At 66.0% G+C, this 26111-nt stretch carries 23 protein-coding genes; 18 read left to right on the top strand and 5 right to left on the bottom strand.

Features of this window, described 5'->3' with window-relative positions:
* Nucleotides 1-58 precede the first annotated feature (58 nt).
* From RPC_RS12175 to lpxB, 16 genes are all read left to right on the top strand, one after another.
* A complete protein-coding gene (locus RPC_RS12175; protein WP_011472882.1) occupies nt 59-262 on the top strand; it encodes a type II toxin-antitoxin system VapB family antitoxin in 204 nt (67 codons plus the stop codon).
* Nucleotides 262-660: a type II toxin-antitoxin system VapC family toxin gene (locus RPC_RS12180; protein WP_011472883.1), complete on the top strand. Its 399-nt coding sequence runs from the start codon at nt 262-264 to the stop codon at nt 658-660. The genes RPC_RS12175 and RPC_RS12180 overlap by 1 nt, the downstream gene beginning before the upstream one ends.
* 289 nt (nt 661-949) lie before the next feature.
* Nucleotides 950-1954 carry a 30S ribosomal protein S2 gene (locus tag RPC_RS12185; RefSeq protein ID WP_011472884.1) on the top strand — a complete coding sequence of 335 codons (1005 nt, stop codon included), beginning with the start codon at nt 950-952 and terminating at the stop codon, nt 1952-1954.
* A 138-nt stretch (nt 1955-2092) separates the two neighbouring features.
* The gene (gene tsf / locus RPC_RS12190; protein WP_011472885.1) at nt 2093-3019 is read left to right on the top strand and encodes a translation elongation factor Ts; all 927 of its coding nucleotides are present in this window, start codon (nt 2093-2095) and stop codon (nt 3017-3019) included.
* Nucleotides 3020-3083: 64 nt separating this feature from the next.
* Nucleotides 3084-3800, top strand: coding sequence for a UMP kinase (gene pyrH / locus RPC_RS12195; RefSeq protein ID WP_011472886.1), 717 nt, complete (start codon nt 3084-3086; stop codon nt 3798-3800).
* Between the two features lie 64 nt (nt 3801-3864).
* Complete coding sequence (frr, locus tag RPC_RS12200; protein ID WP_011472887.1) at nt 3865-4428, top strand: ribosome recycling factor; 564 nt, start codon at nt 3865-3867, stop codon at nt 4426-4428.
* A 110-nt stretch (nt 4429-4538) separates the two neighbouring features.
* A complete protein-coding gene (locus RPC_RS12205) occupies nt 4539-5297 on the top strand; it encodes an isoprenyl transferase (protein WP_011472888.1) in 759 nt (252 codons plus the stop codon).
* Between the two features lie 5 nt (nt 5298-5302).
* Nucleotides 5303-6151: a phosphatidate cytidylyltransferase gene (locus tag RPC_RS12210; protein ID WP_011472889.1), complete on the top strand. Its 849-nt coding sequence runs from the start codon at nt 5303-5305 to the stop codon at nt 6149-6151.
* Between the two features lie 4 nt (nt 6152-6155).
* Nucleotides 6156-7379, top strand: coding sequence for a 1-deoxy-D-xylulose-5-phosphate reductoisomerase (gene dxr, locus RPC_RS12215; protein WP_011472890.1), 1224 nt, complete (start codon nt 6156-6158; stop codon nt 7377-7379).
* A gap of 42 nt (nt 7380-7421) precedes the next feature.
* Complete coding sequence (rseP, locus tag RPC_RS12220) at nt 7422-8573, top strand: RIP metalloprotease RseP (protein WP_011472891.1); 1152 nt, start codon at nt 7422-7424, stop codon at nt 8571-8573.
* Between the two features lie 173 nt (nt 8574-8746).
* Nucleotides 8747-11272: an outer membrane protein assembly factor BamA gene (gene bamA / locus RPC_RS12225; RefSeq protein WP_011472892.1), complete on the top strand. Its 2526-nt coding sequence runs from the start codon at nt 8747-8749 to the stop codon at nt 11270-11272.
* Nucleotides 11273-11303: 31 nt separating this feature from the next.
* Entirely contained in the window at nt 11304-12380 is a 1077-nt protein-coding gene (gene lpxD / locus RPC_RS12230) for a UDP-3-O-(3-hydroxymyristoyl)glucosamine N-acyltransferase (protein WP_011472893.1), read from the top strand.
* Nucleotides 12380-12835 (top strand): 3-hydroxyacyl-ACP dehydratase FabZ, encoded by a 456-nt coding sequence (gene fabZ, locus RPC_RS12235; protein ID WP_011472894.1) that lies wholly within the window; start codon nt 12380-12382, stop codon nt 12833-12835. The genes lpxD and fabZ overlap by 1 nt, the downstream gene beginning before the upstream one ends.
* A 214-nt stretch (nt 12836-13049) precedes the next feature.
* Nucleotides 13050-13871 (top strand): acyl-ACP--UDP-N-acetylglucosamine O-acyltransferase, encoded by an 822-nt coding sequence (gene lpxA, locus RPC_RS12240; protein ID WP_011472895.1) that lies wholly within the window; start codon nt 13050-13052, stop codon nt 13869-13871.
* Between the two features lie 18 nt (nt 13872-13889).
* Nucleotides 13890-14744 carry an LpxI family protein gene (locus RPC_RS12245; RefSeq protein ID WP_011472896.1) on the top strand — a complete coding sequence of 285 codons (855 nt, stop codon included), beginning with the start codon at nt 13890-13892 and terminating at the stop codon, nt 14742-14744.
* Nucleotides 14744-15934, top strand: a complete 1191-nt coding sequence (lpxB, locus tag RPC_RS12250) for a lipid-A-disaccharide synthase (protein ID WP_011472897.1) — start codon at nt 14744-14746, stop codon at nt 15932-15934. The genes RPC_RS12245 and lpxB overlap by 1 nt, the downstream gene beginning before the upstream one ends.
* Before the next feature lie 79 nt (nt 15935-16013).
* Here the strand turns inward: lpxB and gltA are convergent, their stop codons facing one another.
* Both gltA and gltX read right to left on the bottom strand, forming a co-directional pair.
* The gene (gene gltA / locus RPC_RS12255) at nt 16014-17318 is read right to left on the bottom strand and encodes a citrate synthase (protein ID WP_011472898.1); all 1305 of its coding nucleotides are present in this window, start codon (nt 17316-17318) and stop codon (nt 16014-16016) included.
* Nucleotides 17319-17484: 166 nt separating this feature from the next.
* Nucleotides 17485-18909, bottom strand: a complete 1425-nt coding sequence (gene gltX / locus RPC_RS12260) for a glutamate--tRNA ligase (protein ID WP_011472899.1) — start codon at nt 18907-18909, stop codon at nt 17485-17487.
* A gap of 155 nt (nt 18910-19064) precedes the next feature.
* On the opposite strand from gltX, the gene RPC_RS12265 reads away from it, so the two are divergent.
* Together RPC_RS12265 and RPC_RS12270 are read left to right on the top strand one after the other, a co-directional pair.
* On the top strand, nt 19065-20744 hold the full coding sequence (locus tag RPC_RS12265) for a glutamine--tRNA ligase/YqeY domain fusion protein (protein WP_011472900.1): 1680 nt from the start codon (nt 19065-19067) through the stop codon (nt 20742-20744).
* Nucleotides 20745-20833: 89 nt separating this feature from the next.
* A complete protein-coding gene (locus tag RPC_RS12270) occupies nt 20834-23158 on the top strand; it encodes a ComEC/Rec2 family competence protein (RefSeq protein ID WP_011472901.1) in 2325 nt (774 codons plus the stop codon).
* Between the two features lie 95 nt (nt 23159-23253).
* Here RPC_RS12270 and lexA read toward each other — a convergent pair whose 3' ends face one another.
* The 3 genes from lexA to RPC_RS12285 all read right to left on the bottom strand — a co-directional run bounded on the left by lexA (nt 23254) and on the right by RPC_RS12285 (nt 25847).
* A complete protein-coding gene (gene lexA / locus RPC_RS12275; protein ID WP_011472902.1) occupies nt 23254-23967 on the bottom strand; it encodes a transcriptional repressor LexA in 714 nt (237 codons plus the stop codon).
* A 164-nt stretch (nt 23968-24131) separates the two neighbouring features.
* Nucleotides 24132-25343, bottom strand: coding sequence for a molybdopterin molybdotransferase MoeA (gene glp, locus RPC_RS12280; protein WP_011472903.1), 1212 nt, complete (start codon nt 25341-25343; stop codon nt 24132-24134).
* A gap of 153 nt (nt 25344-25496) precedes the next feature.
* Nucleotides 25497-25847, bottom strand: coding sequence for a hypothetical protein (locus RPC_RS12285; RefSeq protein WP_011472904.1), 351 nt, complete (start codon nt 25845-25847; stop codon nt 25497-25499).
* Between the last annotated feature and the right edge of the window lie 264 nt (nt 25848-26111).

Genomic DNA, 26111 nt, shown 5'->3' on the forward strand with positions numbered 1-26111 from the left:
CCGCCACGCGTGTGTATGCTATCATTCAACCGTACACATCGTCGCGAGATGACCAGCGATGCGCACCAATATCGACATTGACGACACGCTGATGGCGGAAGCTCAGGAAGCGGCCGGCAAAGCCACCAAGAAGGACACGGTGGAGCAGGCGCTTCGCTTGATGATCCGCTTGAAAAAGCAGCGCGAGGTGGGCCAGGCTTTTGGTCAATACCGCTGGCGTGGCAATCTGGCCCGCAGCCGGAGCGGGCGAGGCGCGCGCTGATGGTGGTCGACAGCAGCGTCTGGATCGACTTCCTCAATGGCCGCAAGGCCGCTCACGTCGAACGTCTACGGGCGGCGCTCGGCGTCGAAGAGGTCATCCTCGGCGATCTCATGCTGTGCGAGGTGCTGCAGGGTTTGTCCAGCGAGCGGGACGCGAGCCGGGTCGAAGCGCTTTTGCGTCGGTTCGAGATCGCGCCGATGGCGGGCGATGCGATCGCGGTCTCCGCAGCCCGCAATTTCCGCGCCCTGCGCCGGCGCGGCATCACCATTCGCAAGACGATCGATCTCTTGATCGGGACATGGTGCATCGAGAACCGCATGATTTTGTTACACAATGACAGCGATTTTAGGCCGATGGCGAGGTATCTCGGGCTGCTGGAAGCGCCGATGCCGGCGTGACCGTGACGCTCGGTTCCTGGCTCCAAAACTCGGTTGGCGCCTGACAGGGTTCCGGCTTGTCAGACGCCCCGCGGGGGCGGCCAATCCAGGTCCGGCCGGAGCCGGCCACAGGCCCCAACCCGCCCATTTGCCTTGCTTCTGCGCAGAATCCGGCTATATACCGCGCCATCTCACACGGAAGCATGGCTTAACCGCCGTCCGGTGGCAGCCGGGCCGCGAGGCAGGATCGTCCTGCTCGCACGCTCGTTTGCTCACACGCTTCCGGAGGAACCAACCGGAGAATATCACGATGGCACTTCCCGAATTCTCGATGCGTCAGCTGCTCGAAGCTGGCGTCCATTTCGGCCACCAATCGCACCGCTGGAACCCCAAGATGGCCGAGTACATCTTTGGGGCCCGCAACAACATCCACATCATCGATCTGGCGCAGACCGTGCCGTTGCTGCATCGCGCGCTTCAGGCGGTCAGCGACACCGTCGCCAAGGGCGGCCGCGTGCTGTTCGTCGGCACCAAGCGCCAGGCCCAGGACGGCGTGGCGGAAGCCGCCAAGCGTTCGGCGCAGTATTTCGTCAATTCGCGCTGGCTCGGCGGCACGCTGACCAACTGGAAGACCATTTCCGGTTCGATCAAGCGGCTGCGCCACCTCGACGAGGTGCTGAATTCCGGCGACGCCAACGCCTACACCAAGAAGGAGCGCCTGACGCTGCAGCGCGAGCGCGACAAGCTCGACCGCTCGCTCGGCGGCATCAAGGACATGGGCGGCTTGCCCGACCTGATCTTCGTGATCGACACCAACAAGGAAGACATCGCGATCCAGGAAGCCCAGCGGCTCAACATCCCGGTGGCGGCGATCGTCGACACCAATTGCGACCCCAAGGGCATCACCTATCTGGTCCCCGGCAATGACGACGCCGGCCGCGCCATCACGCTGTATTGCGATCTGATCGCGCGCGCGGTGATCGACGGCATCTCCCGCGCCCAGGGCGATTCCGGCTTCGACATCGGCGCTTCGGTTGCGCCGGTGCGCGAAGAGCTGCCGGCCGCAGCGGCGCCGACCGCCACCGCTTTCCAGGGCCTGGCCGGGCCGCGCGGCACCGCCGACGACCTCAAGAAGCTCACCGGCGTGTCCGGCGCGATCGAGAAGAAGTTCAACGATCTCGGCATCTTCCACTTCTGGCAGCTGGCCGAACTGGATCGCGACACCGCGCACAAGATCGGCGAAGAAGTCGGTCTGCCGAGCCGCGCCGATGGCTGGGTTGCCCAGGCCAAGGCGATGACCGCGGAAGCGGAATAACGCACACGCATTGCGGCCGGGACATCCGGCCGCAATGTTTTGCCGGCAACAATCAATTTTCGGAGTCCTGACGGCGAATTCGCGGGCAGCACCATGGCTGCTCCGTGCGCGCCCTGACAGGCAGAAGGACGTTCAAAGATGGCAACGATTACAGCGGCGATGGTCAAGGACCTGCGCGAGACCACCGGCGTGGGCATGATGGATTGCAAGCAGGCACTGACCGAGAACGACGGCGACATGCAGGCCGCGATCGACTGGCTGCGCAAGAAGGGCCTGTCGAAGGCCGCCAAGAAGGCCGGCCGCGTCGCCGCCGAAGGCTTGATCGGCGCTTTGACCGACAAGACCAAGGGCGTGCTGGTCGAAGTCAACTCCGAGACCGATTTCGTCGCCCGTAATGAGCAGTTCCAGGGCCTGGTCAAGATGATCGCCCAGGTCGCGCTCAAGGTCGGCGCCGATCTCGACAAGATCAATGCCGCGCCGGTCGGCTCCTCGACCGTCGCCACCGCGATCGCCGACGCGATCGCCACCATCGGCGAAAACATGACGCTGCGCCGCGCCGCCGTGCTCGAAGTCGGGCAGGGCCTGGTCGCCAGCTACGTGCATAACGCCGTCACCGACGGTGCCGGTAAGCTCGGCGTCATCGTGGCGCTGGAATCCGCCGGCAAGACCGACGAACTGGCGGCGCTCGGCAAGCAGCTGTCGATGCACGTCGCCTCCGCCAATCCGCAGGCGCTGGAGCCCGCCGGGCTCGACCCGGACGTGGTGCGCCGCGAGAAGGACGTGATGGCCGACAAGTATCGCCAGCAGGGCAAGCCCGAGGCGATGATCGAGAAGATCGTCGAGAACGGCCTCAAGACCTACTACAAGGAAGTCTGCCTCTTGGAGCAGGCCTTCATCTTCGACGAGAAGGGCAAGTCGGTCGCGCAGGCGGTCAAGGAAGCCGAGGGCCGGGTCGGCGCGCCGATCAAGGTCACGGGTTTCGTGCGCTACGCGCTCGGCGAAGGCATCGAAAAGCAGACCTCGGACTTCGCCGCCGAAGTCGCCGCAGCCAGCGGCCAGAAGTAACTGTCGACGCTAGCTCCCGGCCGCAACGGCCGGGAGCCGCGCTCCGAGGGGAAGCGATCGTATCATGGGTGAGCCGGTCTATCGTCGGGTCGTGATCAAGCTGTCCGGCGAATATTTCGCCGGCGACCAGTCATTCGGCATCGACCAGCCGACCATCGATCGGATCGCCGGCGACCTGATCGCGGCGCAGAAGCTCGGCGTCGAGATCGCGGTTGTGGTCGGCGGCGGCAATATCTTTCGCGGCGTCGAAGTGTCGTCGCGCGGGGTGTCGCGACCGACCGGCGACACCATGGGCATGCTGGCGACGGTGATGAACTGCCTGGCGCTGGAGGCGGCGATCGAGCGCCGCGCGGTGGCGGCGCGGACCTTGTCGGCCTTCGTGATGCCGCAGGTCTGCGAATTGTTCACCCGCGGTGCGGCGCATCGCTACTTGGCCGAAGGCAAGATCGTGCTGCTCGCCGGCGGCACCGGCAATCCGTTCTTTACCACCGATACCACGGCGGTATTGCGGGCCGGCGAGATCGGCGCGCAGGCGGTGTTGAAGGCCACCAATGTCGACGGCGTCTACAGCGCCGATCCGAAAAAAGATCCATCGGCGCAGCGTTTCGAGCGGCTGTCGCACTCACAGGCGCTGGAAGGCGGCTATAAGGTCATGGACGCCACCGCATTCGCGCTTGCCCGTGAGACCTCGCTGCCTATCATCGTGTTTTCGATCGCCGAAGCCGGTTCGATCGGTGCGATCCTGAGCGGCACCGGGCGCGGCACGGTGGTGGCGGGCTGATCGCGGCCAAGGTCGCAGGCGACGGCCGCGAATATCGAGTAAGCGTTTGCAAGGAGAGGCGGCAATGCCAACGGGCGGTTTTGACATCAACGAATTGAAGCGTCGCATGCAGGGCGCCACTCAGTCGCTCAAGCACGAGCTGGGCGGTCTGCGGACCGGGCGCGCGGCGGCTTCGATGCTGGAGCCGGTGCAAGTCGAGGCCTATGGCAGCCACATGCCGCTGAACCAACTGGCCACCGTCAGCGTCCCGGAGCCGCGGCTGTTGTCGGTCCAGGTGTGGGACAGGTCGATGGTCAAGGCGGTCGAAAAAGCCATCGTCGATTCCAATCTCGGCCTCAGCCCAGCCACCGAAGGACAGGTGCTGCGGCTGCGGATTCCGGAGCTCAACGAGGAGCGCCGTAAGGAACTGGTCAAGGTCGCGCACAAATATGCTGAGGCCACCCGCGTCGCGGTCCGCCACGTCCGCCGCGACGGCCTCGACACGCTGAAGAAGCTCGAGAAGAACAGCGAGATCTCCGAGGACGATCAGGAGCGTCTGGCGCACGAGGTGCAGAAGGCCACCGACGCGACGATTCTCGAGGTTGATCAGCTGTTGGCGGCCAAGGAAAAGGAAATCCTCACCGTCTGATGTCGATCCCGGCTGTGGTCTTGCGGTCGGAATCTGCGCAGCCTACTGATGGACAGGTTACTGCGGCAAACGGGAAGCCTCTTCGCGGATTACGCATTGGGAATTGACCTATGTCGAACGTCGCCGCGCCCGCGCCTGACCGATCGGATTCGTCCGAGGTGCCTGTGCACGTCGCCATCATCATGGACGGTAACGGCCGCTGGGCGGCGGCGCGCGGATTGCCGCGCGCCGAAGGCCACCGCCGCGGGGTCGACGCGCTGCGCCGCGTGGTCCGCGCCGCCAACGAACTCGGCATCGCCTATCTGACGATCTTTTCGTTCAGCTCGGAGAACTGGTCGCGGCCGGCCAGCGAAATCGGCGATCTGTTCGGCCTGCTGCGACGCTTCATCCGCAACGATCTGGCGACGCTGCACCGCGACGGCGTCCGGGTCCGGGTGATCGGCGAGCGGGACGGCCTGGAGTCGGACCTTTGCGCGCTGTTGACCGAAGCCGAAGAGCTGACCCGCAACAATACCCGGCTCAATCTGGTGGTCGCGTTCAACTACGGCTCGCGGCAGGAGATCGCCAATGCGGCGCAGCGGCTGGCCCGCGAAGTCGCCGAGGGCAAGCGCGATCCCGCCAGCATCGACCCCGACAGCCTCAGCCAGTATCTCGACGCCCCGGACATTCCCGATCCCGATCTGATCATCCGCACCAGCGGCGAGCAGCGGCTCTCCAACTTTTTGATGTGGCAGGCGGCTTACAGCGAACTTGTGTTCGTGCCGATTCACTGGCCTGATTTTGACAAGGCGGCGCTTGAGGGCGCGATCGCCGAATACGCCCGCCGTGAACGCCGGTTCGGCGGTTTGGCGGCGAAAACAGGATCGTGACCGAGGTGAATCAGGAACAGGCGGCGCCGACACCGGTGGCCGACACCGGCTCGCGCAATCTGGTGATGCGCGCAGCGACCGCGCTGGTTTTGGCGCCGCTGGCGATCGGCATTGCCTATGCGGGCGGATGGGCCTGGGCCGTACTGGCCACCGCGGTGGCGGTCGGCCTCTACATCGAATGGCTCAGCGTAGTCGGCGCGGTCGGCGACAAGCGCGTGGTCGCGGCCGGTAGCGTCGCGCTGGCGCTCGGCGGCGGCGCGCTGGCGCTCGGGCAGGGCGCGCTCTGCGTGTTTCTGATCGTGGCCGGACTGGTTGCGGTGGCGGCGCTGAATGCGGAGCGGCGCGGCTGGAGCGTGCTGGGCTATGGCTACGCCGCCGCGGCGCTGATCGCCTCGGTGCTGGTGCGGCTCGATCCCAACGAAGGCTTTGCCGCGCTGATCCTGGTGCTGCTGGTGGTGTGGGTGACCGACATCGGCGGCTACTTCGCCGGCCGCGGCATTGGCGGGCCGAAGCTGTGGCCGCGGGTCAGCCCGAAGAAGACCTGGGCCGGCGCGCTCGGCGGATTTTTCGGCAGCCTGATCGTGGCCTCCGGCTTTGCCGCGCTCGGCTATGGCAAATGGCTGCCGCTGTTGGCGCTGGCGGCGCTGTTGTCGGTGGTGTCGCAACTCGGCGACCTGTTCGAATCGGCGGTGAAGCGGCGGTTCGGCGTCAAGGATTCCAGTCACATCATCCCCGGCCATGGCGGTCTGCTCGACCGCCTCGACGGCTATGTTGCGGCAATTGTCGTTGCGGCCCTTTTCGGGGTGATGCGGGGCGCTTTGGATGGCGCAGGCCGCGGTCTTATGGTTTGGTGAAAAAATGAGTGCAGTTCCATTGCGAAACGCCAAAGTCGCGGCGTCGGGTGTCCGTAGCGTCAGCGTGCTCGGGGCCACCGGGTCGATCGGCGACAGCACGATGGACCTGCTGCGGGCCTCGCCCGAGCGCTACCAGGTCGAGGCGCTGACCGCGAACACCAACGTCGCCGGCCTCGCCAAGCTGGCCCGCGAATTCAACGCCCGCTTCGTCGCGGTGGCCGATCCCGCGCGCTTGAGCGAATTGCGCGCGGCGCTGGCCGGAACCGGCATCGCCTGCGGAGCAGGGGACAGCGCCATCGTCGAAGCCGCCGAGCGGCCGGCGGATTGGGTGATGGCGGCGGTCGCTGGCGCCGCCGGGTTGAAGCCGACGCTGGCCGCGGTCGACCGCGGCGCTCACGTCGCGCTCGCCAACAAGGAATGCCTGGTTTGCGCCGGGGAATTCTTCATGGACCGCGCGGCGAAAGCCGGCGCCACCATCCTGCCGGCGGATTCCGAACACAACGCGCTGTTCCAAGCGCTCGCCTCCGGCAACCGCGACGAACTCACCAAGGTGATCATCACCGCCTCGGGCGGCCCGTTCCGCACCTGGGCCGCCGCCGATATCGAGCAGGCGACGCTGGCGCAGGCCTTGAAGCATCCGAACTGGAGCATGGGGCAGAAGATCACCATCGATTCGGCGTCGATGATGAACAAGGGCCTCGAAGTGATCGAGGCGTCCTGGCTGTTCGCGCTGTCGCCCGACGAGATCGACGTGGTGGTGCATCCGCAGTCGATCATCCACGGCATGGTGGAGTTTTCCGACCGCTCGGTGGTGGCGCAACTGGGGTCGCCCGACATGCGCACCCCGATCGCGCATTGCCTCGGCTGGCCCGACCGCATCGTCGGCCGTGCCGCGCCGCTCGACCTCGCCAAGATCGGAACCCTGACCTTCGAGGCGCCGGATTATGCCCGGTTCCCTGGTTTGAAGCTGGCCTATGAGGCGTTGCGCGCCGGCAACGGCGCCACCACGGTGTACAATGCCGCCAACGAGGTCGCGGTGGCCGCGTTCATCGCGCAGCGGATCCGGTTCGGCGCGATCGCACGCCTGGTCGAGGAAACCATGAGTTCCTGGATCCGCGCCGGCAATCAGGCGCCGTTGAGCTGCGCCGACGACGCCATCGCGGTCGACCACAGCGCGCGAAATATGGCTGCCGCGCTATTGCCTCAAATTGCCGCAAAGGCATCCTAGAGCATTAAACACAGGGCCTTCGGCCCTGCTGAGGGGAATCGGATGCCGGACGTTTTTCTAAATAGTTTCAACGTATTGAGCCATGGCGTGATCGGTTACGTCATTCCCTTTCTGTTTGTTTTGACGATCGTGGTTTTCTTCCATGAACTGGGGCATTTCCTGGTCGCCCGTTGGGCCGGGGTGAAAGTGCTGACGTTCTCGCTCGGCTTCGGTCCGGAATTGGTCGGCTTCAACGACAAGCACGGCACCCGCTGGAAGATCTCCGCGGTGCCGCTCGGCGGCTACGTCAAATTCTTCGGCGACGAGAGCGAAGCGTCGACGCCCTCCAGCGCCGCGTTGTCGGCGATGTCCGCGGCGGAACGCGAAGGCAGCTTTCACCACAAGAAAGTCGGCCCGCGGGCGGCGATCGTCGCCGCCGGGCCGATCGCCAATTTCCTGCTCTCGATCGCGATTTTCGCCGCGCTGTTCACGATTTCAGGCCGGCCGATCACCAGTGCCAGGGTCGACACCGTGCAGGCCGACAGTGCGGCCGCCGCCGCCGGCTTTAAGCCCGGCGACGTCGTGCTGCAGATCGGCGGCAAGAAGATCGACAGTTTCACCGAGATGCAGCGCACCGTCGGCAGCGAGGCGGGCCAAGAGCTGAGCTTCACCATCAAGCGCGGCGACGCCACGCTGGAACTTCGCGCCACTCCGGTGCTGAAGGAAATCAAGGACAGCTTCGGCAACGCGCACCGGGTCGGCATTCTCGGCATCAGCCGCGCCACCAATCCGGGCGACGTGGTGACCGAGCGGGTGGACCCGGCGACCGCGCTGCTGCTTGGCGTCAAGGAAACCTGGTTCGTGGTCGATCGCACGCTGGCCTATATCGGCGGCATCTTCACCGGCCGCGAGGCCGCCGATCAGCTCGGCGGGCCGCTGCGAATCGCCCAGATCTCCGGGCAGGTCGCGACCTTCGGCATCTCGCCGCTGCTGCATCTGGCGGCGGTGCTGTCGGTGTCGATCGGACTGCTCAACCTGTTTCCGGTGCCGCTGCTCGATGGCGGACACCTTTTGTTCTATGCGGTCGAGGCGGCGCGCGGCCGGCCGTTGTCGGAACGCGCCCAGGAAATGGGCTTTCGCATCGGTTTAGGGCTGGTTTTGATGCTGATGGTGTTCGCCACCTACAATGATATCTTGCATCTGGCGGCGTCATGAGCCGCGATTCGGAGCCCGTGGCCGATAGGCAACGTCTTGGAATGAAATTGAAATTGCACCGCGAATGGCCGTTTGCCCAATCGACAAAATTGTCTACAAGCGATGCAGCGAATGGGAATCTGCCGGTGCGCTGGGGTGCAATCCGGCACTGGAATGACAAGGGCGCGTTGCGCATGAACGTTGGAATGCGAGTGTTGCGGGGAGGCCTGACGGCAGCCTTGGTATTTTTCGCCGTGCCTGTCGCCGCTACGGTGACTGCAGCGCTGCTGACGTCGCCTGCGTCTGCCCAAACGGCAGACTCCATCGCCGTCGAGGGGAATCGGCGCGTCGAAGTGGAAACCATCCGCTCCTATTTCAAGGCGGGTCCCGGTGGTCGGCTCGACCAGGGGCGGATCGATGACGGCCTCAAGGCCCTGATCGAGACCGGCCTGTTCCAGGACGTGCGCATCAACCAGGCCGGCGGCCGGTTGGTGGTCACCGTGGTGGAAAACCCGGTGATCGGCCGCGTTGCCTTCGAGGGCAACAAGAAGGTCAAGGACGAACAGCTCAGCGCGGAACTCCAATCGAAGCCGCGCGGCACGCTGTCGCGCCCGATGGTGCAATCCGACGCGCTGCGTATCGCCGAAATCTATCGCCGCTCCGGCCGCTACGACGTCCGCGTCACGCCGGAAATCATCGAGCAGCCGAACAACCGCGTCGACCTGGTGTTCACCGTCGAGGAGGGCGCCAAGACCGGCGTCCGCTCGATCGAATTCATCGGCAACAACGCGTTCTCGTCCTATCGCCTCAAGGACATCATCAAGACCCACGAGTCCAATTTCCTGAGCTTCCTGGCCTCGGGCGATCTGTACGATCCGGATCGGGTCGAAGCCGACCGCGACCTGATTCGCCGCTATTACCTGAAGCACGGCTACGCCGACGTGCAGGTGGTGGCCGCGCTGACCGAATACGATCCCGAGAAGAAGGGCTTCCTGGTCACTTTCAAGATCGAGGAAGGCCAGCAGTATCGCGTCGGTTCGGTCGAATTCCAGTCCACCATTCCGACGCTCGATGCCAATTCGTTCCGCAGCTATTCGCGGGTGTCGGTTGGCTCGCTGTACAACGCCGAAGCGCTGGAGAAGTCGGTCGAGGAGATGTCGATCGAGGCGTCGCGGCGCGGCTATTCCTTCGCCACCGTGCGTCCGCGCGGCGACCGCAACTACGACAACCACACCGTGTCGATCGTGTTCGCGATCGATGAAGGTCCGCGCACCTATATCGAGCGCATCGACGTGCGCGGCAACACCCGCACCCGGGATTACGTGATCCGCCGCGAGTTCGATCTGTCCGAAGGCGACGCCTACAACCGCGCCTTGGTCGATCGCGCCGAGCGCCGGCTGAAGAACCTCGACTTCTTCAAGAGCGTGAAGGTCGTCACCGAGCCCGGCTCGTCGAGCGACCGCATTATCCTGGTGGTCGATCTCGAAGAGAAATCCACCGGCGACTTCTCGGTGTCGGGCGGCTATTCCACCAGCGACGGCGCGTTGGCCGAAGTCTCGGTGTCGGAACGCAACTTCCTCGGCCGCGGCCTGTTCGCCAAGGCTTCGGTGAGCTACGGCCAGTATTCCCGCGGCTATTCGCTGTCCCTGGTCGAGCCCTATCTGCTCGACTACCGGGTGGCGCTCGGCCTCGACCTCTATCAGCGCCAGCAGCTCGCCAACAGCTACGTCTCCTACACCACCAAGACGCTCGGCTTCAGCCCGCGGCTCGGCTTCGGTCTGCGGGAAGATTTGTCGCTGCAGGTGCGCTATTCGATCTATCAGCAGGAAATCTCGCTGCCGGACGCGCTGAACAATTGTAACAACAACTTCGGGTCGTCCTATTTCCCGACCCCGGGCTTCATCAATGCCGGCAACCCGAACAACACGTCGTATGGTTCATATGGCTGTCTCGGCGACGGCGAAGCCGCGCTTCCGGTCCGCATCGAGCTGCAGGACGGCAAGGCGCTGACCTCGGCGATCGGCTACACGCTGACCTACAACACCCTCGACAACAACAAGAACCCGACCGACGGTCTGCTGATCGATCTGCGGCAGGACTACGCCGGCGTCGGCGGCGACGTCAGCTATCTGAAGTCGGCCTTCGATGCGAAGTACTACACTCCGCTGGTCGCCGATATCGTCGGGTTGATCCACGTGCAGGGCGGTATCCTGAACGAAGCCGGCGGCAAGGACATCCGCATGCTGGATCATTTCCAGATGGGTCCGAACCTGGTGCGCGGCTTTGCGCCGAACGGCATCGGTGCGCGCGACATCTCGAACTACGGTCTGACCGGCTACGGCGATGCGCTGGGCGGCACCAAATATTGGGGTGCGTCGGCTGAATTGCAGATGCCGTTCTGGTTCCTGCCGAAGGAAGTCGGCGTCAAGGGCGCGATCTATGCCGATGCCGGTTCGCTGTGGGACTACAAGGGCCCGACCTCGTGGGCGCTCACCAACCAGGTCAACACCGCGACCTGCGTCCCCGCCACCAAGAACGATGTCGGTACCTGTGCCGGCATGACCTACGACGACAGCAATCTGGTCCGCACCTCGGTCGGTGTCGGCTTGATCTGGGCCTCGCCGTTCGGTCCGCTGCGCTTCGACTACGCGATCCCGCTCACCAAAGGTCAGTTCGACCGCGTGCAGCAGTTCAAGTTCGGTGGCGGCACCTCGTTCTGAGCCCCACCGGGGCCAGACAGCGACGGGCGTAATGGCGCAACCATCGTTCTTCAAGCAAGGCCCTTCGTCGACGCTGGCTGAAATCGCGGCGTTGACGAAGGCGGAATTGGTCGACGCGTCGCGCGCCGACCATCGCATCACCGGGGTGGCCTCGCTCGACGAAGCGGGGCCGATGCATCTCGGCTTCTTCGAAAACATCAAATACGCCGGGCAGTTGGCGCAGACCCGCGCCGGCGCCGTTCTGGTCAGCCCGCGGTTCGAGGCCAGCGTGCCGCCGCACGTCGCGGTGCTGCGGGCCAAGAGCCCGTTTCGCGCCTTCGTCGCCTATGCGCGCCTCATCCACCAGGACGCGATGCGGCCACAGTCCGGCTTCGATCTCACCGGCATCGCGGCCTCCGCGGTGATCCATCCGACCGCGCGGCTCGAGGACGGCGTCACCGTCGATCCGTTGGCGGTGATCGGTCCGCAGGTGGAAATCGGCGCCGGTTCGGTGATCGGCTCCGGCGCGGTGCTTTCGCCGGGTGTCCGGATCGGGCGGGACTGCAATGTCGGCGCCGGCACGGTGATTCAATTCGCGCTGATCGGCAACAACGTGCTGATCCATCCCGGCTGCCAGATCGGCCAGGACGGCTACGGTTTCATCTTCGCCGAGACTCACCAGAAGGTGCCGCAGACCGGCCGCGTCATCATCCAGAACGACGTCGAGATCGGCGCCGGCACCACCATCGACCGCGGCAGCCTGCGCGACACCGTGATCGGCGAGGGCAGCAAGATCGATAATCAGGTGCAGATCGGCCACAATGTAACAATTGGTCGACATTGCCTGATTGCCGCGCAATGCGGACTTGCCGGAAGCCTGACGCTCGGCGACAACGTCGCGCTGGGCGCCAAGGTCGGGATCAACAATCATCTCCACATCGGCGATGGCGCCCAGGTGACCGCGATGAGCGCGGTCAAGGACGACGTGCCGGCCAATGGCCGCTGGGGCGGCTACTTCGCAAAGCCGACCAAGCAATGGTTCCGCGAAATTCTCGCGGTGGAGCGCTTGCCGAAGAGCGGCGCGCCGGGCGCGGATTCAAAAGATGCGAAGGGCGAGAGGCAAGGTTGATGGAGTCACCGATCAGAATTGAGACCGTGGACATCAACACGATTCTCAAGACCTTGCCGCACCGTTATCCGTTTCTGCTGATCGACCGGGTCGTCAACATCCGCCAGGACTACAGCGGCATCGGCATCAAGAACGTCAGCTTCAACGAGCCGGCGTTTCTCGGGCACTTCCCCGAGCGGCCGGTGTTTCCCGGCGTGCTGATGATCGAGGGCATGGCGCAGACCGCCGGCGTGATCGGCATTATGTCGGTCGAAGGCACCGAGAAGCCGCGCGCGGTATATTTCCTCACCATCGACAAGTGCAAGTTTCGCAAGCCGGTGCTGCCCGGCGACACCATCGAATATCACATGAAGAGCATTGGCCGGCGCAAGTCGATGTGGTGGTTTCACGGCGACGCCAAGGTCAACGGCGTGGTGGTGGCGGAAGCCGACGTCGGCGCGATGCTGACCGACTGAGCTGGCTGCGCCGTCGATCCCGCGCGTTGTCGCGCGCGCCGGATGAGCCGTCCGCGCCCGCCAGGCGCGTTGTCATATTGCGTGATCCAACGTTAGTGGACAGCTTTGGCGGCAGGGGCTAACCACACGAAATCAACGCCAAGACGCATGATCCCGAGAACCGGATCCGGTTGTCGGCCGGATCATGCGCGAGACTGACCTAGACTGGAGCTCCATGAGCACGATTGATTCCACCGCGCGGGTTGAAGACGGCGCCGTGATCGGCGACGGCACCTCGATCGGTCCGTTTTGCATCGTCGGCCGCGACGTCGTGATCGGCGCCAACTGCCGGTTGATCTCGCACGTCAACATCGACGGCCACACCACGATCGGCGACGGCACCACGATTTATCCGTTCGCCTCGCTCGGCACGCCGCCGCAATCGACCGGCTACAAGGGCGAACCGACCAAGCTCGACGTTGGCAGCGGCTGCACGATTCGCGAATCGGTGACGATGAATCGCGGCACGGTGTCGGGCGGCGGCATCACCCGGGTCGGCGACCGCGGCTTCTTTATGACCGCCAGCCATATCGGCCACGATTGCCACGTCGGCAACGACGTGATCTTCGCCAACACCGCAACGCTCGGCGGACATTGCGAGATCGGCGACTTCACCTTCATCGGCGGCATGACCGTGTTTCAGCAGTTTACCCGGGTCGGCGCCCAGGTGATGATCGGCGGTGCCAGCGGGGTGCGCGACGACGTGATTCCCTACGGCCTCGCCAACGGCATCTACGCGCATCTGTCGGGCCTCAACATCGTCGGCATGCGGCGGCGCAAATTCACCAAGCAGCGGCTCGTCGTGGTGCGCTCGTTCTTCGACGAACTGTTTCATAGCGCGGGCCTGTTCGCCGATCGGCTCGAGCAGGTGCGCCGGCGTGCCGGCGAGGATCCGGCGATCGCCGAGATCATTGCGTTCATCGACGAGGGCAAGGCGCGGGGCGGCCGACATCGCTCGCTGTGCATGCCCGCAGACGGCGGCAGCGTCGTCGATTAGCGGAGTCGCTCGAGGGCCATGGCCGAGGTTGCGCAGATCTCCTCACCGATCGGCCTGGTCGCGGGCGGCGGCGTGTTGCCGTTCGCGGTCGCCGACTCGCTCTTGGCGCGCGGCATCACCCCGATCATCTTTGCGCTGAACGGCTTTTGCGATGCCGCCGCGCTGCACCGTTATCGCCACCACTGGATTTCGATCGGCCGGTTCGGCCGGCTGCAGAAGCTGTTGCGCGCCGAGCATTGCCGCGAACTGGTGTTCATCGGCGCGGTGGTGCGGCCGTCCTTGTCCGAGGTCCGGCTGGATTGGGGCGCCGTCAAAGTGATCCGCGCGGTGATGGCGGCGTATCGCGGCGGCGATGATCATCTGTTGTCCGGCATCGGCCAGATCTTCGAGAAGGACGGCTTTCGGCTGCTCGGCATCCGCGACGTCGCGCCGGATCTGTTGATGCCGGCGGGCTGCCTGACCCGCGCCACGCCCGATGGCAGCACCGTAGCGGACATCGCCAAGGGCCGCGCCGTGCTGGCGGCGCTGAGCCCGTTCGACATCGGGCAGGGCTGCGTGGTGATCGACGGCCACGTCGTGGCGGTCGAGGATATCGGCGGCACCGACGCCTTGCTGGCGAGTGTGGCGCGGCTGCGCGCGCAGCGGCTGATCCGCGCCAAGCCCAGGCGCGGCGTGCTGGTGAAGGCGCCGAAGGTCGGCCAGAACCTGCGGTTCGATCTGCCGGCGCTGGGGCCGCGCACCATCGCCGGCGTCGCCGCCGCCGAATTGGCCGGCATCGCCGTGGTGGCCGGCCATACCGTGGTCGCCGAACCGCAGCCGATGATCGACGCCGCCGACCGCGCCGGACTGTTCATCACCGGGATGCCGGCGTGATGACCGCCGTTGCAACCCACGCCGTGCGAAAGATCTTCCTGATCGCCACCGAGGAATCCGGCGACCGGCTCGGCGCCAGCCTGATGCGCGAGCTGCGCGATCGGCTCGGTGCAGCCGTGCGCTTCGAAGGCGTCGGCGGCCGGGCGATGGCGCGCGAGGGCCTCACATCGCTGTTTCCGATCGAGGAATTGTCGATCATCGGGCTGTCGGCGGTGGCGCGGCGGCTGCCGACCATCCTGCGCCACATCCGCACCGCGGCGCACGCCGCGTTGCAGGCCGCGCCGGACGTGCTGGTGATCATCGACAGTCCGGATTTCACCCACCGCGTGGCGCGCCGGGTGCGGGCGCGCGACCCGTCGATCCCGATCGTCAACTACGTCTCGCCGACGGTGTGGGCGTGGCGGCCGGGGCGGGCGAAGGTGATGCGCAAATATGTCGACCACGTGCTGGCGCTGCTGCCGTTCGAGCCGGACGAGTATCGCCGGCTGCAGGGGCCGCCTTGCAGCTATGTCGGCCATCCGCTGACCGAGCAGATTGCCACGCTGCGGCCGAACCCTGAGGAGCAATTGCGCCGCGACGCCGCGCCGCCGGTGCTGTTGGTGCTGCCGGGCAGCCGGCGCAGCGAGATCCGACACCACATGGCGGTGTTCGGCGAAGCGCTCGGCCTGTTGCAGGCGCAGGGCGTGGCGTTCGAGTTGATCCTGCCGACTATGCCGCACCTCGAAGCCTTGATCGCCGAGGCGCTCAAGCACTGGCCGCTGCAGCCGCGCGTCGTGGTCGGCGAAAACGACAAGCGCGCGGCGTTTCGCATCGCCCGCGCGGCGCTCGCCAAGTCCGGCACGGTGACGTTGGAACTGGCGGTTGCCGGGGTGCCGATGGTCACGGCCTATCGCGCCGGCCAGCTCGAGGCCTGGATCGTGCGGCGACGGATCACCTCGGCGTCGGTGATCCTGGCCAATCTGGTGGTCGGCGAGAACGTCGCCCCGGAATATCTGCAGGAGGAGTGCACGGCGCCGACGTTGGCCGCGGCATTGCGCGACGTGCTCGCCGATTCGCCGCTGCGGCAGCGCCAGCTCGCAGCGTTCGGCCGGATCGACGCCATCATGTCGACCGGCGCGCAGTCGCCGAGCGCCTGCGCCGCCGACATCGTGCTGGGACTGTTACCCGCCGCCGCGCCCGCGCTGCGCTAAAACGCACCGCTTCATCACATCGCCGAATCAAAACGGCCCGCGCGAGGCGGGCCGTTGATCGAAGTCGTCGGCGCGCGCGTTACTTGCGCGCGTCGATCTCGACGTAGTCGCGGTGGGTGGCGCCGGTGTAGAGCTGCCGCGGACGGCCGATCTTCTGCTGCGGATCCTCGATCATCTCGCTCCACTGGCTGATCCAGCCGACGGTGCGGGCCACCGCGAACAGCACGGTGAACATGTCGGTCGGGAAGCCCATCGCCTTCAGCGTGATGCCGGAATAGAAGTCGACGTTCGGGTACAGCTTGCGCTCGATGAAGTACTCGTCGCTGAGCGCGATCTTCTCCAGCTCCATCGCCACCCTGAGCAGCGGATCGCCGCCGTGGCCGGTCTCCGCCAGCACCTCGTGGCAGGTCTGCTGCATGATCTTGGCGCGCGGATCGTAGTTCTTGTAGACGCGGTGACCGAAGCCCATCAGCCGCACCGAGGAGTTCTTGTCCTTCACCCGCTTGATGAAGTCGGGAATGTTCTCGACCGAACCGATCTCCTTGAGCATCGCCAAGGCGGCTTCGTTGGCGCCGCCATGCGCCGGTCCCCACAGGCAGGCGATGCCGGCGGCGATACAGGCGAACGGGTTGGCGCCCGACGAGCCGGCGATCCGCACCGTCGAGGTCGAGGCGTTCTGCTCGTGGTCGGCGTGCAGCGTGAAGATCTTGTCGAGCGCGCGCGCCAGCACCGGGTTGACGACGTATTCCTCGCACGGCGTGGCGAAGCACATCCGCAGGAAGTTGGCGGCGTAGCTCAGCGAGTTCTTCGGATAGACGAAGGGTTGGCCGACCGAATATTTGTAGGCCATCGCGGCCAGGGTCGGAATTTTTGCGATCATGCGGATCGAGGCGATCATCCGCTGGGTCGGATCGGTGATGTCGGTGGAGTCGTGATAGAACGCCGCCATCGCGCCGACCGAGGCCACCATCACCGCCATCGGGTGGGCGTCGCGGCGGAAGCCCTGGAAGAACCGCGCCATCTGCTCGTGCACCATGTTGTGGTGCGTGACCCGGGTGTCGAAGTCTTCCTTCGCGGCCTTGTCGGGCAATTCGCCGTACAGCAACAGATAGCAGGTCTCGAGGAAATCGCCCTTTTCGGCGAGCTGCTCGATCGGATAGCCGCGATATTGCAGGATGCCGGCGTCGCCGTCGATGTAGGTGATTTTGGATTGGCAGCTGCCGGTCGAGGTAAAGCCCGGATCGTAGGTAAACATCCCGGCCTGGGCGTACAGCTTGCTGATGTCGACGACATCAGGCCCGACAGTCCCGCTGAGAATCGGGAAATCATAGGTCTTGTTGCCGACCGTGAGCGTGGCGTTCTTGGTGTTTGTTGTTGCGTCCATCGTGTGGTCCCCGATGAGATCGTTGCCGAGCGGCCAACTCCAACCACCATCTGAAACAGACGGCGCCGGAAGCCGGACGTTCTATTTGTGCAGGTTGAATGCGTAGCTCATTGCCGTGTGCACTGCAAGGCGCACCGACCCGTCGCGCGAAGACGGGATCCTGGGCCTATTCCGAGGCCTGGTCGGCGAGCCGCGAGAGGCATTCCTGCCGTCCCAACACCGCCAGCACGTCGAAAATCCCCGGCGAGGTGGTGCGCCCGGTCAGCGCCACGCGCAGCGGCTGCGCCACCGCGCCGAGCTTGAGCCCGTGCTGCTCGGCGAATGCCCGCATCGCCGCTTCGGTGGTCGCAGCCGACCACGACGTCACCGTCTCAAGCGCCGCGCGCAGCTGAGCTATCAATTTTCGGGTATCAGGCGTCAGCACGGCCTGGGCTTTCGGCTCGATCGGCAGCGGACGGTCGGCCAGGATGAAGTCGGCGCTGTGAATCAGTTCCAGCAGCGTCTTGGCGCGCTCTTTCAGGCCCGGCATCGCCTGCAGCAATTGCGCCCGGGTGGTGTCGTTGATCTTGGCGGCGATCTCGTCACCATGCGGAATATACCGCAATACGTCTTCCAGCATGGTCACGAGCGATTGATCGTCGGCGTGGCGAATGTAGTGGCCGTTGAGGTTTTCCAGCTTGGCGAAATCGAAACGCGCCGCCGAGCGACCGATCGCCGGCAAGTCGAACGCCTCGATCATTTCCTCAGTGGAGAAAATTTCCTGGTCGCCGTGGCTCCAGCCCAGCCGCACCAGATAATTGCGCAGCGCGGCCGGCAAATAGCCCATCGCGCGATAGGCGTCGACGCCGAGCGCGCCGTGGCGCTTCGACAGTTTCGAGCCGTCCGGACCGTGGATCAGCGGAATGTGCGACATGCTGGGAATCTCCCAGCCGAGCGCGTCGTAGATCTGCTTCTGCCGCGCGGCATTGATCAGGTGGTCGTCGCCGCGAATGACGTGGGTGACGCCCATGTCGTGGTCGTCGACCACCACCGCCAGCATGTAGGTCGGGCTGCCGTCGCCGCGCAGCAGCACGAGGTCGTCGAGATTGTCGTTCTGCCACACCACGCGGCCCTGGACCTGATCCTCGATCACGGTCTCGCCGGTGAGCGGCGCCTTCAGCCGCACCGTCGGCTTGACCCCGGCGGGGGCGTCGGACGGGTCGCGATCGCGCCACAGCCCGTTGTAGAACCGGGTGCGGCCTTCGGCCTTGGCGGATTCCCGCATCTGCGCCAATTCCTCGGCGCTGGCATAGCAGCGATACGCGGTGCCGGCGGCCAGCATCTCGTCCACCACCTCGCGGTGCCGGGCGGCGTTGGCATATTGGTAGACCACGTCGCCGTCCCAACCCAGTTCCAGCCATTTCAGGCCGTCGAGGATGGCGTCGATCGCCGCCTGGGTGGAGCGTTCGCGGTCGGTGTCCTCGATCCGCAGCAGCATCTTGCCGCCGCGCTTCTTGGCGTAAAGCCAATTGAACAGCGCGGTGCGGGCGCCGCCGATGTGGAGGAAGCCGGTGGGCGAGGGGGCGAAGCGGGTGACGACGGGAAGGGTCATTCAGGTCTGCAATGATTGGCACGCCGGAGCAGCGCGCAGGGTGTATAGCAGGAACGATGCATAAACAAAGCTCTCGATCGGACAACCGGGGTTGGCGGGGCGCTCCGGATTTGGCACATACGCCTAAAGGTCCCGACACGCAGGAATTCACAGCAATGACGGCAGAGGCAGCGACGGCTGAGGCAGGGCGCGATTTCATTCGCGATATCGTTCAGGCCGATCTCGACTCCAAGAAACACGCGCAGATCGTGACGCGCTTCCCACCGGAGCCGAACGGCTACCTGCACATCGGCCACGCCAAGTCGATCGCTTTGAATTTCGGTATTGCGCAGGAGTTCGGCGGCCGCTGCCACCTGCGGTTCGACGATACCAACCCGACCAAGGAAGAGCAAGAATACATCGATTCGATTCAGGCCGACGTGCACTGGCTCGGCTACGACTGGGGAACCGATCTGTTTTACGCCTCGGATTATTTCGAGCGGCTGTACGGCTGGGCGGAAGCCCTGATCGAAGCCGGGCACGCCTATGTGGACGACCAGTCGCAGGAGGAGATTCGCGTCAGCCGCGGCACGCTGACCGAGCCCGGCAAGAACTCGCCGTTTCGCGAGCGCAGCGTCGAAGAAAATCTCGAGCTGTTTCGCCGCATGAAGGCCGGCGAATTTCCCAACGGCGCGCGGGTGCTGCGCGCCAAGATCGACATGGCGGCGGGCAACATCAACCTGCGCGACCCGGTGCTGTATCGCATCCTGCACGCCACCCATCCGCGCACCGGCGACGCCTGGTCGATCTATCCGAGCTACGATTACGCCCACGGCCAGTCCGACGCGATCGAAGGCATCACCCATTCGATCTGCACGCTGGAATTCGAGGACCATCGGCCGCTGTACGAGTGGCTGCTCGACAAGCTGCCGGTGCCGTCGAAGCCGCGGCAGTATGAATTCGCCCGGCTCAATCTGACCTACACGCTGTTGTCGAAACGGGTGCTCACCGAGCTGGTGCGCCAGGGCCACGTCAACGGCTGGGACGATCCGCGGATGCCGACCATCGCCGGCCTGAAGCGGCGCGGCGTGCCGCCGGCGGCGATCCGTGAATTCATCAAGCGCATCGGCGTGGCGAAAGCCAACAGCGTGGTCGATGTCGGCATGCTGGAGTTCTGCATCCGCGAAGAGCTCAACAAGAGCTCGCTGCGGCGGATGGCGGTGCTGCGGCCGCTCAAGGTGGTGATCGAGAATTATCCCGAAGGCGAGAGCGAAACGCTGGAGGCCATCAACCATCCTGATGATCCGGCCGCGGGAAGCCGCAAGATCACATTCGGCCGCGAATTGTGGATCGAACAGGACGACTTCATGGAGACCCCGGCGAAGAAGTTCTTCCGGCTATCGCCCGGCAAAGAGGTGCGGCTGCGCTACGCCTATTTCATCAAATGCACCGACGTGGTGAAGAACGCCGCCGGCGAAATCGTCGAGCTGCGCTGCAGCTATGATCCGGCGACCCGCGGCGGCAACGCGCCGGACGGCCGCAAGGTCAAAGCCACCATGCACTGGCTGTCCGCGGCCGACGCCGTGCCGGCGGAAATCCGGGTCTACAACCCGCTGTTCGTCAACCCGTCGCCGGATGCGGCCAACTTTGCCGCCGATCTCAATCCGCAGTCGCTGGAAGTTCTGAGCGACGCGCGGGTCGAGCCGGCAGCCTTGCAGGCCGCGGCGGGCGAGGTGATGCAGTTCGAGCGGCAGGGCTATTTCGTGCCCGATCGGGAGTCCACGCCGGACAAGCCGGTGTTCAACCGCACCATCGGGCTGCGCGATACGTTTGCCAAAGAGGTCGCCAAGGGCTGACGGCCTCAACCTGATGCTCCGCAGTCCGCGGTTGCGGGCTGCAACCTTTTGTTTCATTTTGACCGCACGGCTCGTCAGGGGCGTGCGGGGTGAGCGAAGCGGGCAACAGCAGGCCCAAGACGGGGGCGCGAGCAGGGGCGCGCACCTGGCCGTTGGGCGAAGCCGCGCGGGCTGCTGGCCTGGTGCCGTTCGGCGTTCGCGCTTGGCAGGCGTTGATCGAACGGTTGCGCGGCTGGGCTCACGCCGAGGCCGGGGCCGGGCGATTGCTGCCCTGGGTGCCGGTTTCGTTCGGCGCCGGCATTGCGCTGTATTTCGCCGCCGACCATGAGCCGATCGCCTGGGTGGCGGCACTCGCCGCCGCCGGCTTCGGCGCCGCCGCGGTGGCGCTGCGTCGGCAGCGGGTGTTCGCGCTGGCGGTGCTGATCGCGGCGCTGGCCGCGGGCTTTGCCACCGTGGCGCTGAAAGCCAACCGCATCGCGCATGGCGTGCTGGCGCGGCCGATGCATTCGGTCGGCCTGCAAGGTTTCGTCGAAACCCACGAAGAGCGCGACAAGACCGACCGCTTCGTGCTGCGCATCACGCAGATGGATGTTTCACGCGATCCGATCAAGTTCGAACGGGTGCGGCTGTCGGTGAAAAAGGGCACGGCGCCGCAAGTCGGCAGCTTCGTCGAATTGAAGGCGCGGCTGACCCCGCCGCTGCAGCCGCTGCGGCCCGGCGCTTACGATTTCGGACGCGACTTGTATTTCCAGAACATCGCCGCCACCGGCTTCGTGATGGGCGCGATCAAGCCGCGGCCGCCGCCCGGCGAGATTGGCTTCGCGTTGCGCTATGCCGCGACCATGCAGGGCTTGCGCGACGCCATCGACGCGCGCATTCGGCTGACGCTGAGCGGCGACAATCGCGCCATCGCCACAGCACTTCTGACCGGACGGCGCGACGCGATCTCGGTCCCGGTCAACGACGCGATGTTCGTCTCTGGATTGGGCCATGTGCTGTCGATCTCCGGCTATCACATGGCGGTGGTGGCAGGCGTGGTGTTCTTTGCGGTGCGCGCGCTGTTGGCGCTGATCCCGGCTTTGACCGTGACCTTTCCGATCAAGAAATGCGCGGCGGCCGCGGCGCTCGCCGCGGCGCTGTTCTATCTGTTGCTGTCCGGTGCCGAGGTCGCAACCCAGCGCTCGTTCCTGATGACCGCGGTGGTGCTGATCGCCGTGATGGTCGACCGTCAAGCCATCACCTTTCGCACCCTCGCGGTGGCGGCGATGGTGGTGTTGACGCTTTCGCCGGAAGCCTTGGTGCATCCGAGTTTCCAGATGTCGTTCGCCGCGACGCTGGGATTGGTTGCGCTGGTGCAGATCGGCATGCCGAAGCTGCTTGCGTCGCCGGACAATTCCGCGACCGCGCGTGCCGCGCTATGGGGCGCCCGTGAAATCATGGTGCTGGGCTTAGCCTCGCTGGTCGCGGGTCTCGCCACCACGCCCTATGCGGCGTTTCATTTTCATCGGGTGACGCCCTATGGCGTGCTGGCCAATCTGTTGGCGATGCCGGTGGTGTCGGCCTTGGTGATGCCGGCGGGGTTGTTGGGGCTTGCGGCGATGCCGTTCGGTTTCGACGGCGTGTTCTGGCGGCTGATGGACATCGGCATCGACTGGATGATCGTGGTGGCTGAGGGCGTCGCGGCCTTGCCCGGCGCGGTCGGCCGCGTCGCGGCGTTCGGCAGCGGGCCGCTGTTAGCATCGACGCTTGGCCTGATCCTGCTCGGGCTGTTGCGCACGCCGCTGCGGCTCAGCGGCGCGGCGGTGCTTGGTCTTGCGATCGGATGGGCCTTGCTGACCCCGCAGCCGGATATCCTGGTCGCGGCCGATGGCCGCCACGTCGCGGTGCGCGGTGCGGATGGCCGGCTCCGCGTGATGCAGGACGGCAAGGATGCGTTTTTGCTAAAGGAATGGCTCGCCGCCGACGCCGATGGCCGCGCGGTCACCGATTCCTCATTGGCCGAGGGCGTGTCTTGCGATGCTGCGGGTTGCGTGGCGCCGCTGCCCGATGGCGGTCTCGTCGCGTTGGCGCGGCGGCCGGAGGCAGTGGCGGAGGATTGCGAGCGGGTGCGGTTGATCGTGACGCTGCGGCAGCCGCCGGCCGACTGTGCGGCGCCGGTGATCGACCAGGACAGCCTGCGGCGACAGGGCGCGCAAATCTTGTGGCAAACCGGTGGCAGGTTCGCCGCGATCGCGGTCCGGCCGCGCGGCGTCGATCGGCCGTGGTCGCCGGCGGTTCCGGAGGACCGCGATACCGCCGGAGGCGGAACTTCGGGAGCTGGAGCTTCGGCCGGCGCCGACATCACTCCGCAGCGCCGCGCGCCGACCTCGGCCGATGCCACGCCGCCGGAGTCGGAGCGGAGCGACCAGGACTGAAGCTCGACCCACGGGATCGGTCCGAGCCAAGCCGAGCCAATCTGATTAGTTCAGTCGACCAACTACGGCTGTCCTGAACACGGCGGCGCTGTGGCTCAGTACTTCCGATACAGCCCGATCAGCTTGCCTTGGATGCGGACCCGGTTCGGCGGCAGGATGCGGACCTCGTAGGCGGCGTTGGCAGGCTCCAGCGCGATCGAGGCGCCGCGGCGGCGGAAGCGCTTCAGCGTGGCTTCCTCTTCGTCGATCAGCGCCACCACGATGTCGCCGGTGTCGGCGCTGTCGTTCTTCTGGATCAGCGCCATGTCGCCGTCGAGGATGCCGGCGTCGACCATCGAATCGCCGCGCACTTCCAAGGCGTAGTGCTCGCCGGAGCCGAGCATGTCGGCCGGCATGCTGATGGTGTGGCTGCGGGTCTGCAGCGCCTCGATCGGGGTGCCGGCGGCGATCCGGCCCATCACCGGCACCGCGACGGTGCGGCCGCTGTCGTCGTCGCCGCCAAGGCTGGCGGCGGGCCGCACCCGGCCGAGATTGCCTTCGATCACGCTCGGCGTGAAGCCGCGGCGGCCGTTGCCGCCGCCGGGATTGACGCCGAGTTCCGGCAGCTTGATCACCTCGATGGCGCGGGCGCGGTTCGGCAGCCTGCGGATGAAGCCGCGCTCTTCCAACGCAGTGATCAACCGGTGGATGCCGCTCTTGGATCGCAGGTCGAGCGCGTCCTTCATTTCGTCGAAGGAGGGCGGTACGCCAGCTTCCTTCAACCGTTCATTGATGAAGCGCAGCAGTTCGTATTGTTTGCGGGTGAGCATTTCACCGGTCCTTGAGGCTTGGCGAACGGCCTCGCGTCGGGCCCCGCCGCGTTCTCAGGAGCCCGCGCGCAGGCGAATTCCCGAAAACAAATCATGAACGAACACTATCTGTTCCATATGTGTTCCGCAACCGGTTAATTTGCGGTCAAGACATTCGGCGATCGTTACAACGGGAGCTTAAGGATGAGACAGGGCGAGCCGGCCGTCGCAGCCGGCGCCAAGGGCGGGCGAATCAGCAGCGCCTGCGCCTTCGACAGATAGCCGAGCAGCGAAGAATCCTGCCGCTGCACCGGGGTCGCCACCAGCCGGCCGGTGTCATCGAACGACAGCGCGGCGCGCAGATAGTCCTCGCGGCCGTCATTGGCGGGAAGGTCCTGGCCGAGCACCGCGACCTCGCGGCAATGGGCGACGTCGCTGCGGCCGCCGAGCGCGCGGATCAACGGCACCATGAACAGATAGGCGCAGACATAGGACGACACCGGATTGCCGGGCAGGCCGATCACCCGCATCGCGCCGAGCCGGCCGTGCATCATCGGCTTGCCGGGCCGCATCGCGATCTTCCAGAACGCCATCTCGACGCCCTCGGCCTGCAGCGAGCGCAGCACCATGTCGTGGTCGCCGGCCGAAGCGCCGCCGGTGGTGACCAGGATGTCGGCGTTCTCGGCGCGGGCGCGGCGGATCGCGGCGGTGGTGGAATCGAGCGTGTCGGCGGCGATGCCGAGGTCGAAGGTTTCGGCGCCTTCCTCGCGGGCCAGCGCGTGCAGCGCATAGCCATTGGAGTAGAGAATCTGTCCGGGCCCGGGCGTCGCCCCCGGCATCAACAGTTCGTCGCCGGTGGCGAGCAATGCGACGCGCGGGCGGCGCCGCAGCGGCAGCAGCGGATGGTTCATCGACGCCGCCAGCGCCAGATCGCGGTCGCTCAAGCGCACGCCCTGGCGCAGCAGCACGTCGCCTTCGTTGAAATCGATTCCGGCGGGCCGGATGTGGCGGCCGAACTTCGCCGGCGCGTCGAGAATCACGACGTCGCCGTCGCGCGAGCAATCCTCCTGGATCACCACGGTGTCGGCGCCCTCGGGCACCACGCCGCCGGTGAAGATCCGGATCGCTTCGCCTTGGCCGAGCGCGCGCTCGATCGGCCGTCCGGCGGCGACTTCGCCGACCACCCGCAGCCGGGTGCCCGGGGCGGTGGCGTCGCCGCCGCGGATCGCATAGCCGTCCATCGCCGACATCGCCTGCGGCGGCTGGGTGCGGCGCGCCGCGAGGTCGCGCGCCAGCACCCGGTGATGCGCCTGATCGAGCGCGACCGGCTGTTCGGGCAGCGGATCGGCGCCGGACAGAATCGCAGCCAATGCATCGGCAACCGGCATCAAGGCCATGGGAAGATCTCCGAGGGGGCGGGCGGCGCGAAGGCGCGGGGGGAAGCGTCGGCCCAACTGTACACCGATCCGGCGCGGGAAGTCAGGCACCGCAGCGGGCAGTCCGCCGCGGCTTCGCGCAAACCGATGGTGCGCCGGGCTGTGCTGCGGCGATTACGGCTGCGGCAGCCGCCTGCAGTCCATCGAATAGACCAGTTCGCCTTTTTCGGTGCGGCCGATCGGCTGGCACTGCGGGAAGGCCGGCGCAGCAGCGGGCTGCGCGGCGGCGGGCGTTCGGGCAAGCACGTTTGCGCTCGGCGCGCTGGGGGACGTGGTCGTGGCCGGCGCGGTCGGGGGACTGGCTGCGGCAGTCGCCGCGCTGTCGCTCGCGGCGGGCGCTCTGGCGTCCCACACCGTCGGCATCTCGGCGATGGTCCAGCCGTTGCGGCTGACATAGACGTAGAGAAACCCGGCGCCGAACACCACGATCACGCCGCGCAAAATCCACTTTGCCATATCCTGCATCGGCCACTCCTATTACCGCCGCGATCCGCCAAGACGCGGCCGCGCGTCTCCTGCTATTAGCCGCAGCGCCGGGCATTCGACAAGGTGGAAGCGGACAGGCTGAGCGCGAGGCGCCGTGCTGAGCGAGTCCCCGTCGCGGAGCACCGCGCTTGCGCGGCGCCGCGAGCCGGTGCGGAGGCTGCCGTCGTAACGGCCCCGGATCTGCAGCGCACCACGCCGCAAGTGCGGCGCGTTGCGCTTTCGTCCGGGGCACGGACTTTAATT

Origin of the sequence: Rhodopseudomonas palustris BisB18, assembly GCF_000013745.1 — a bacterium.
GTDB lineage: Bacteria > Pseudomonadota > Alphaproteobacteria > Rhizobiales > Xanthobacteraceae > Rhodopseudomonas_A > Rhodopseudomonas_A palustris_F.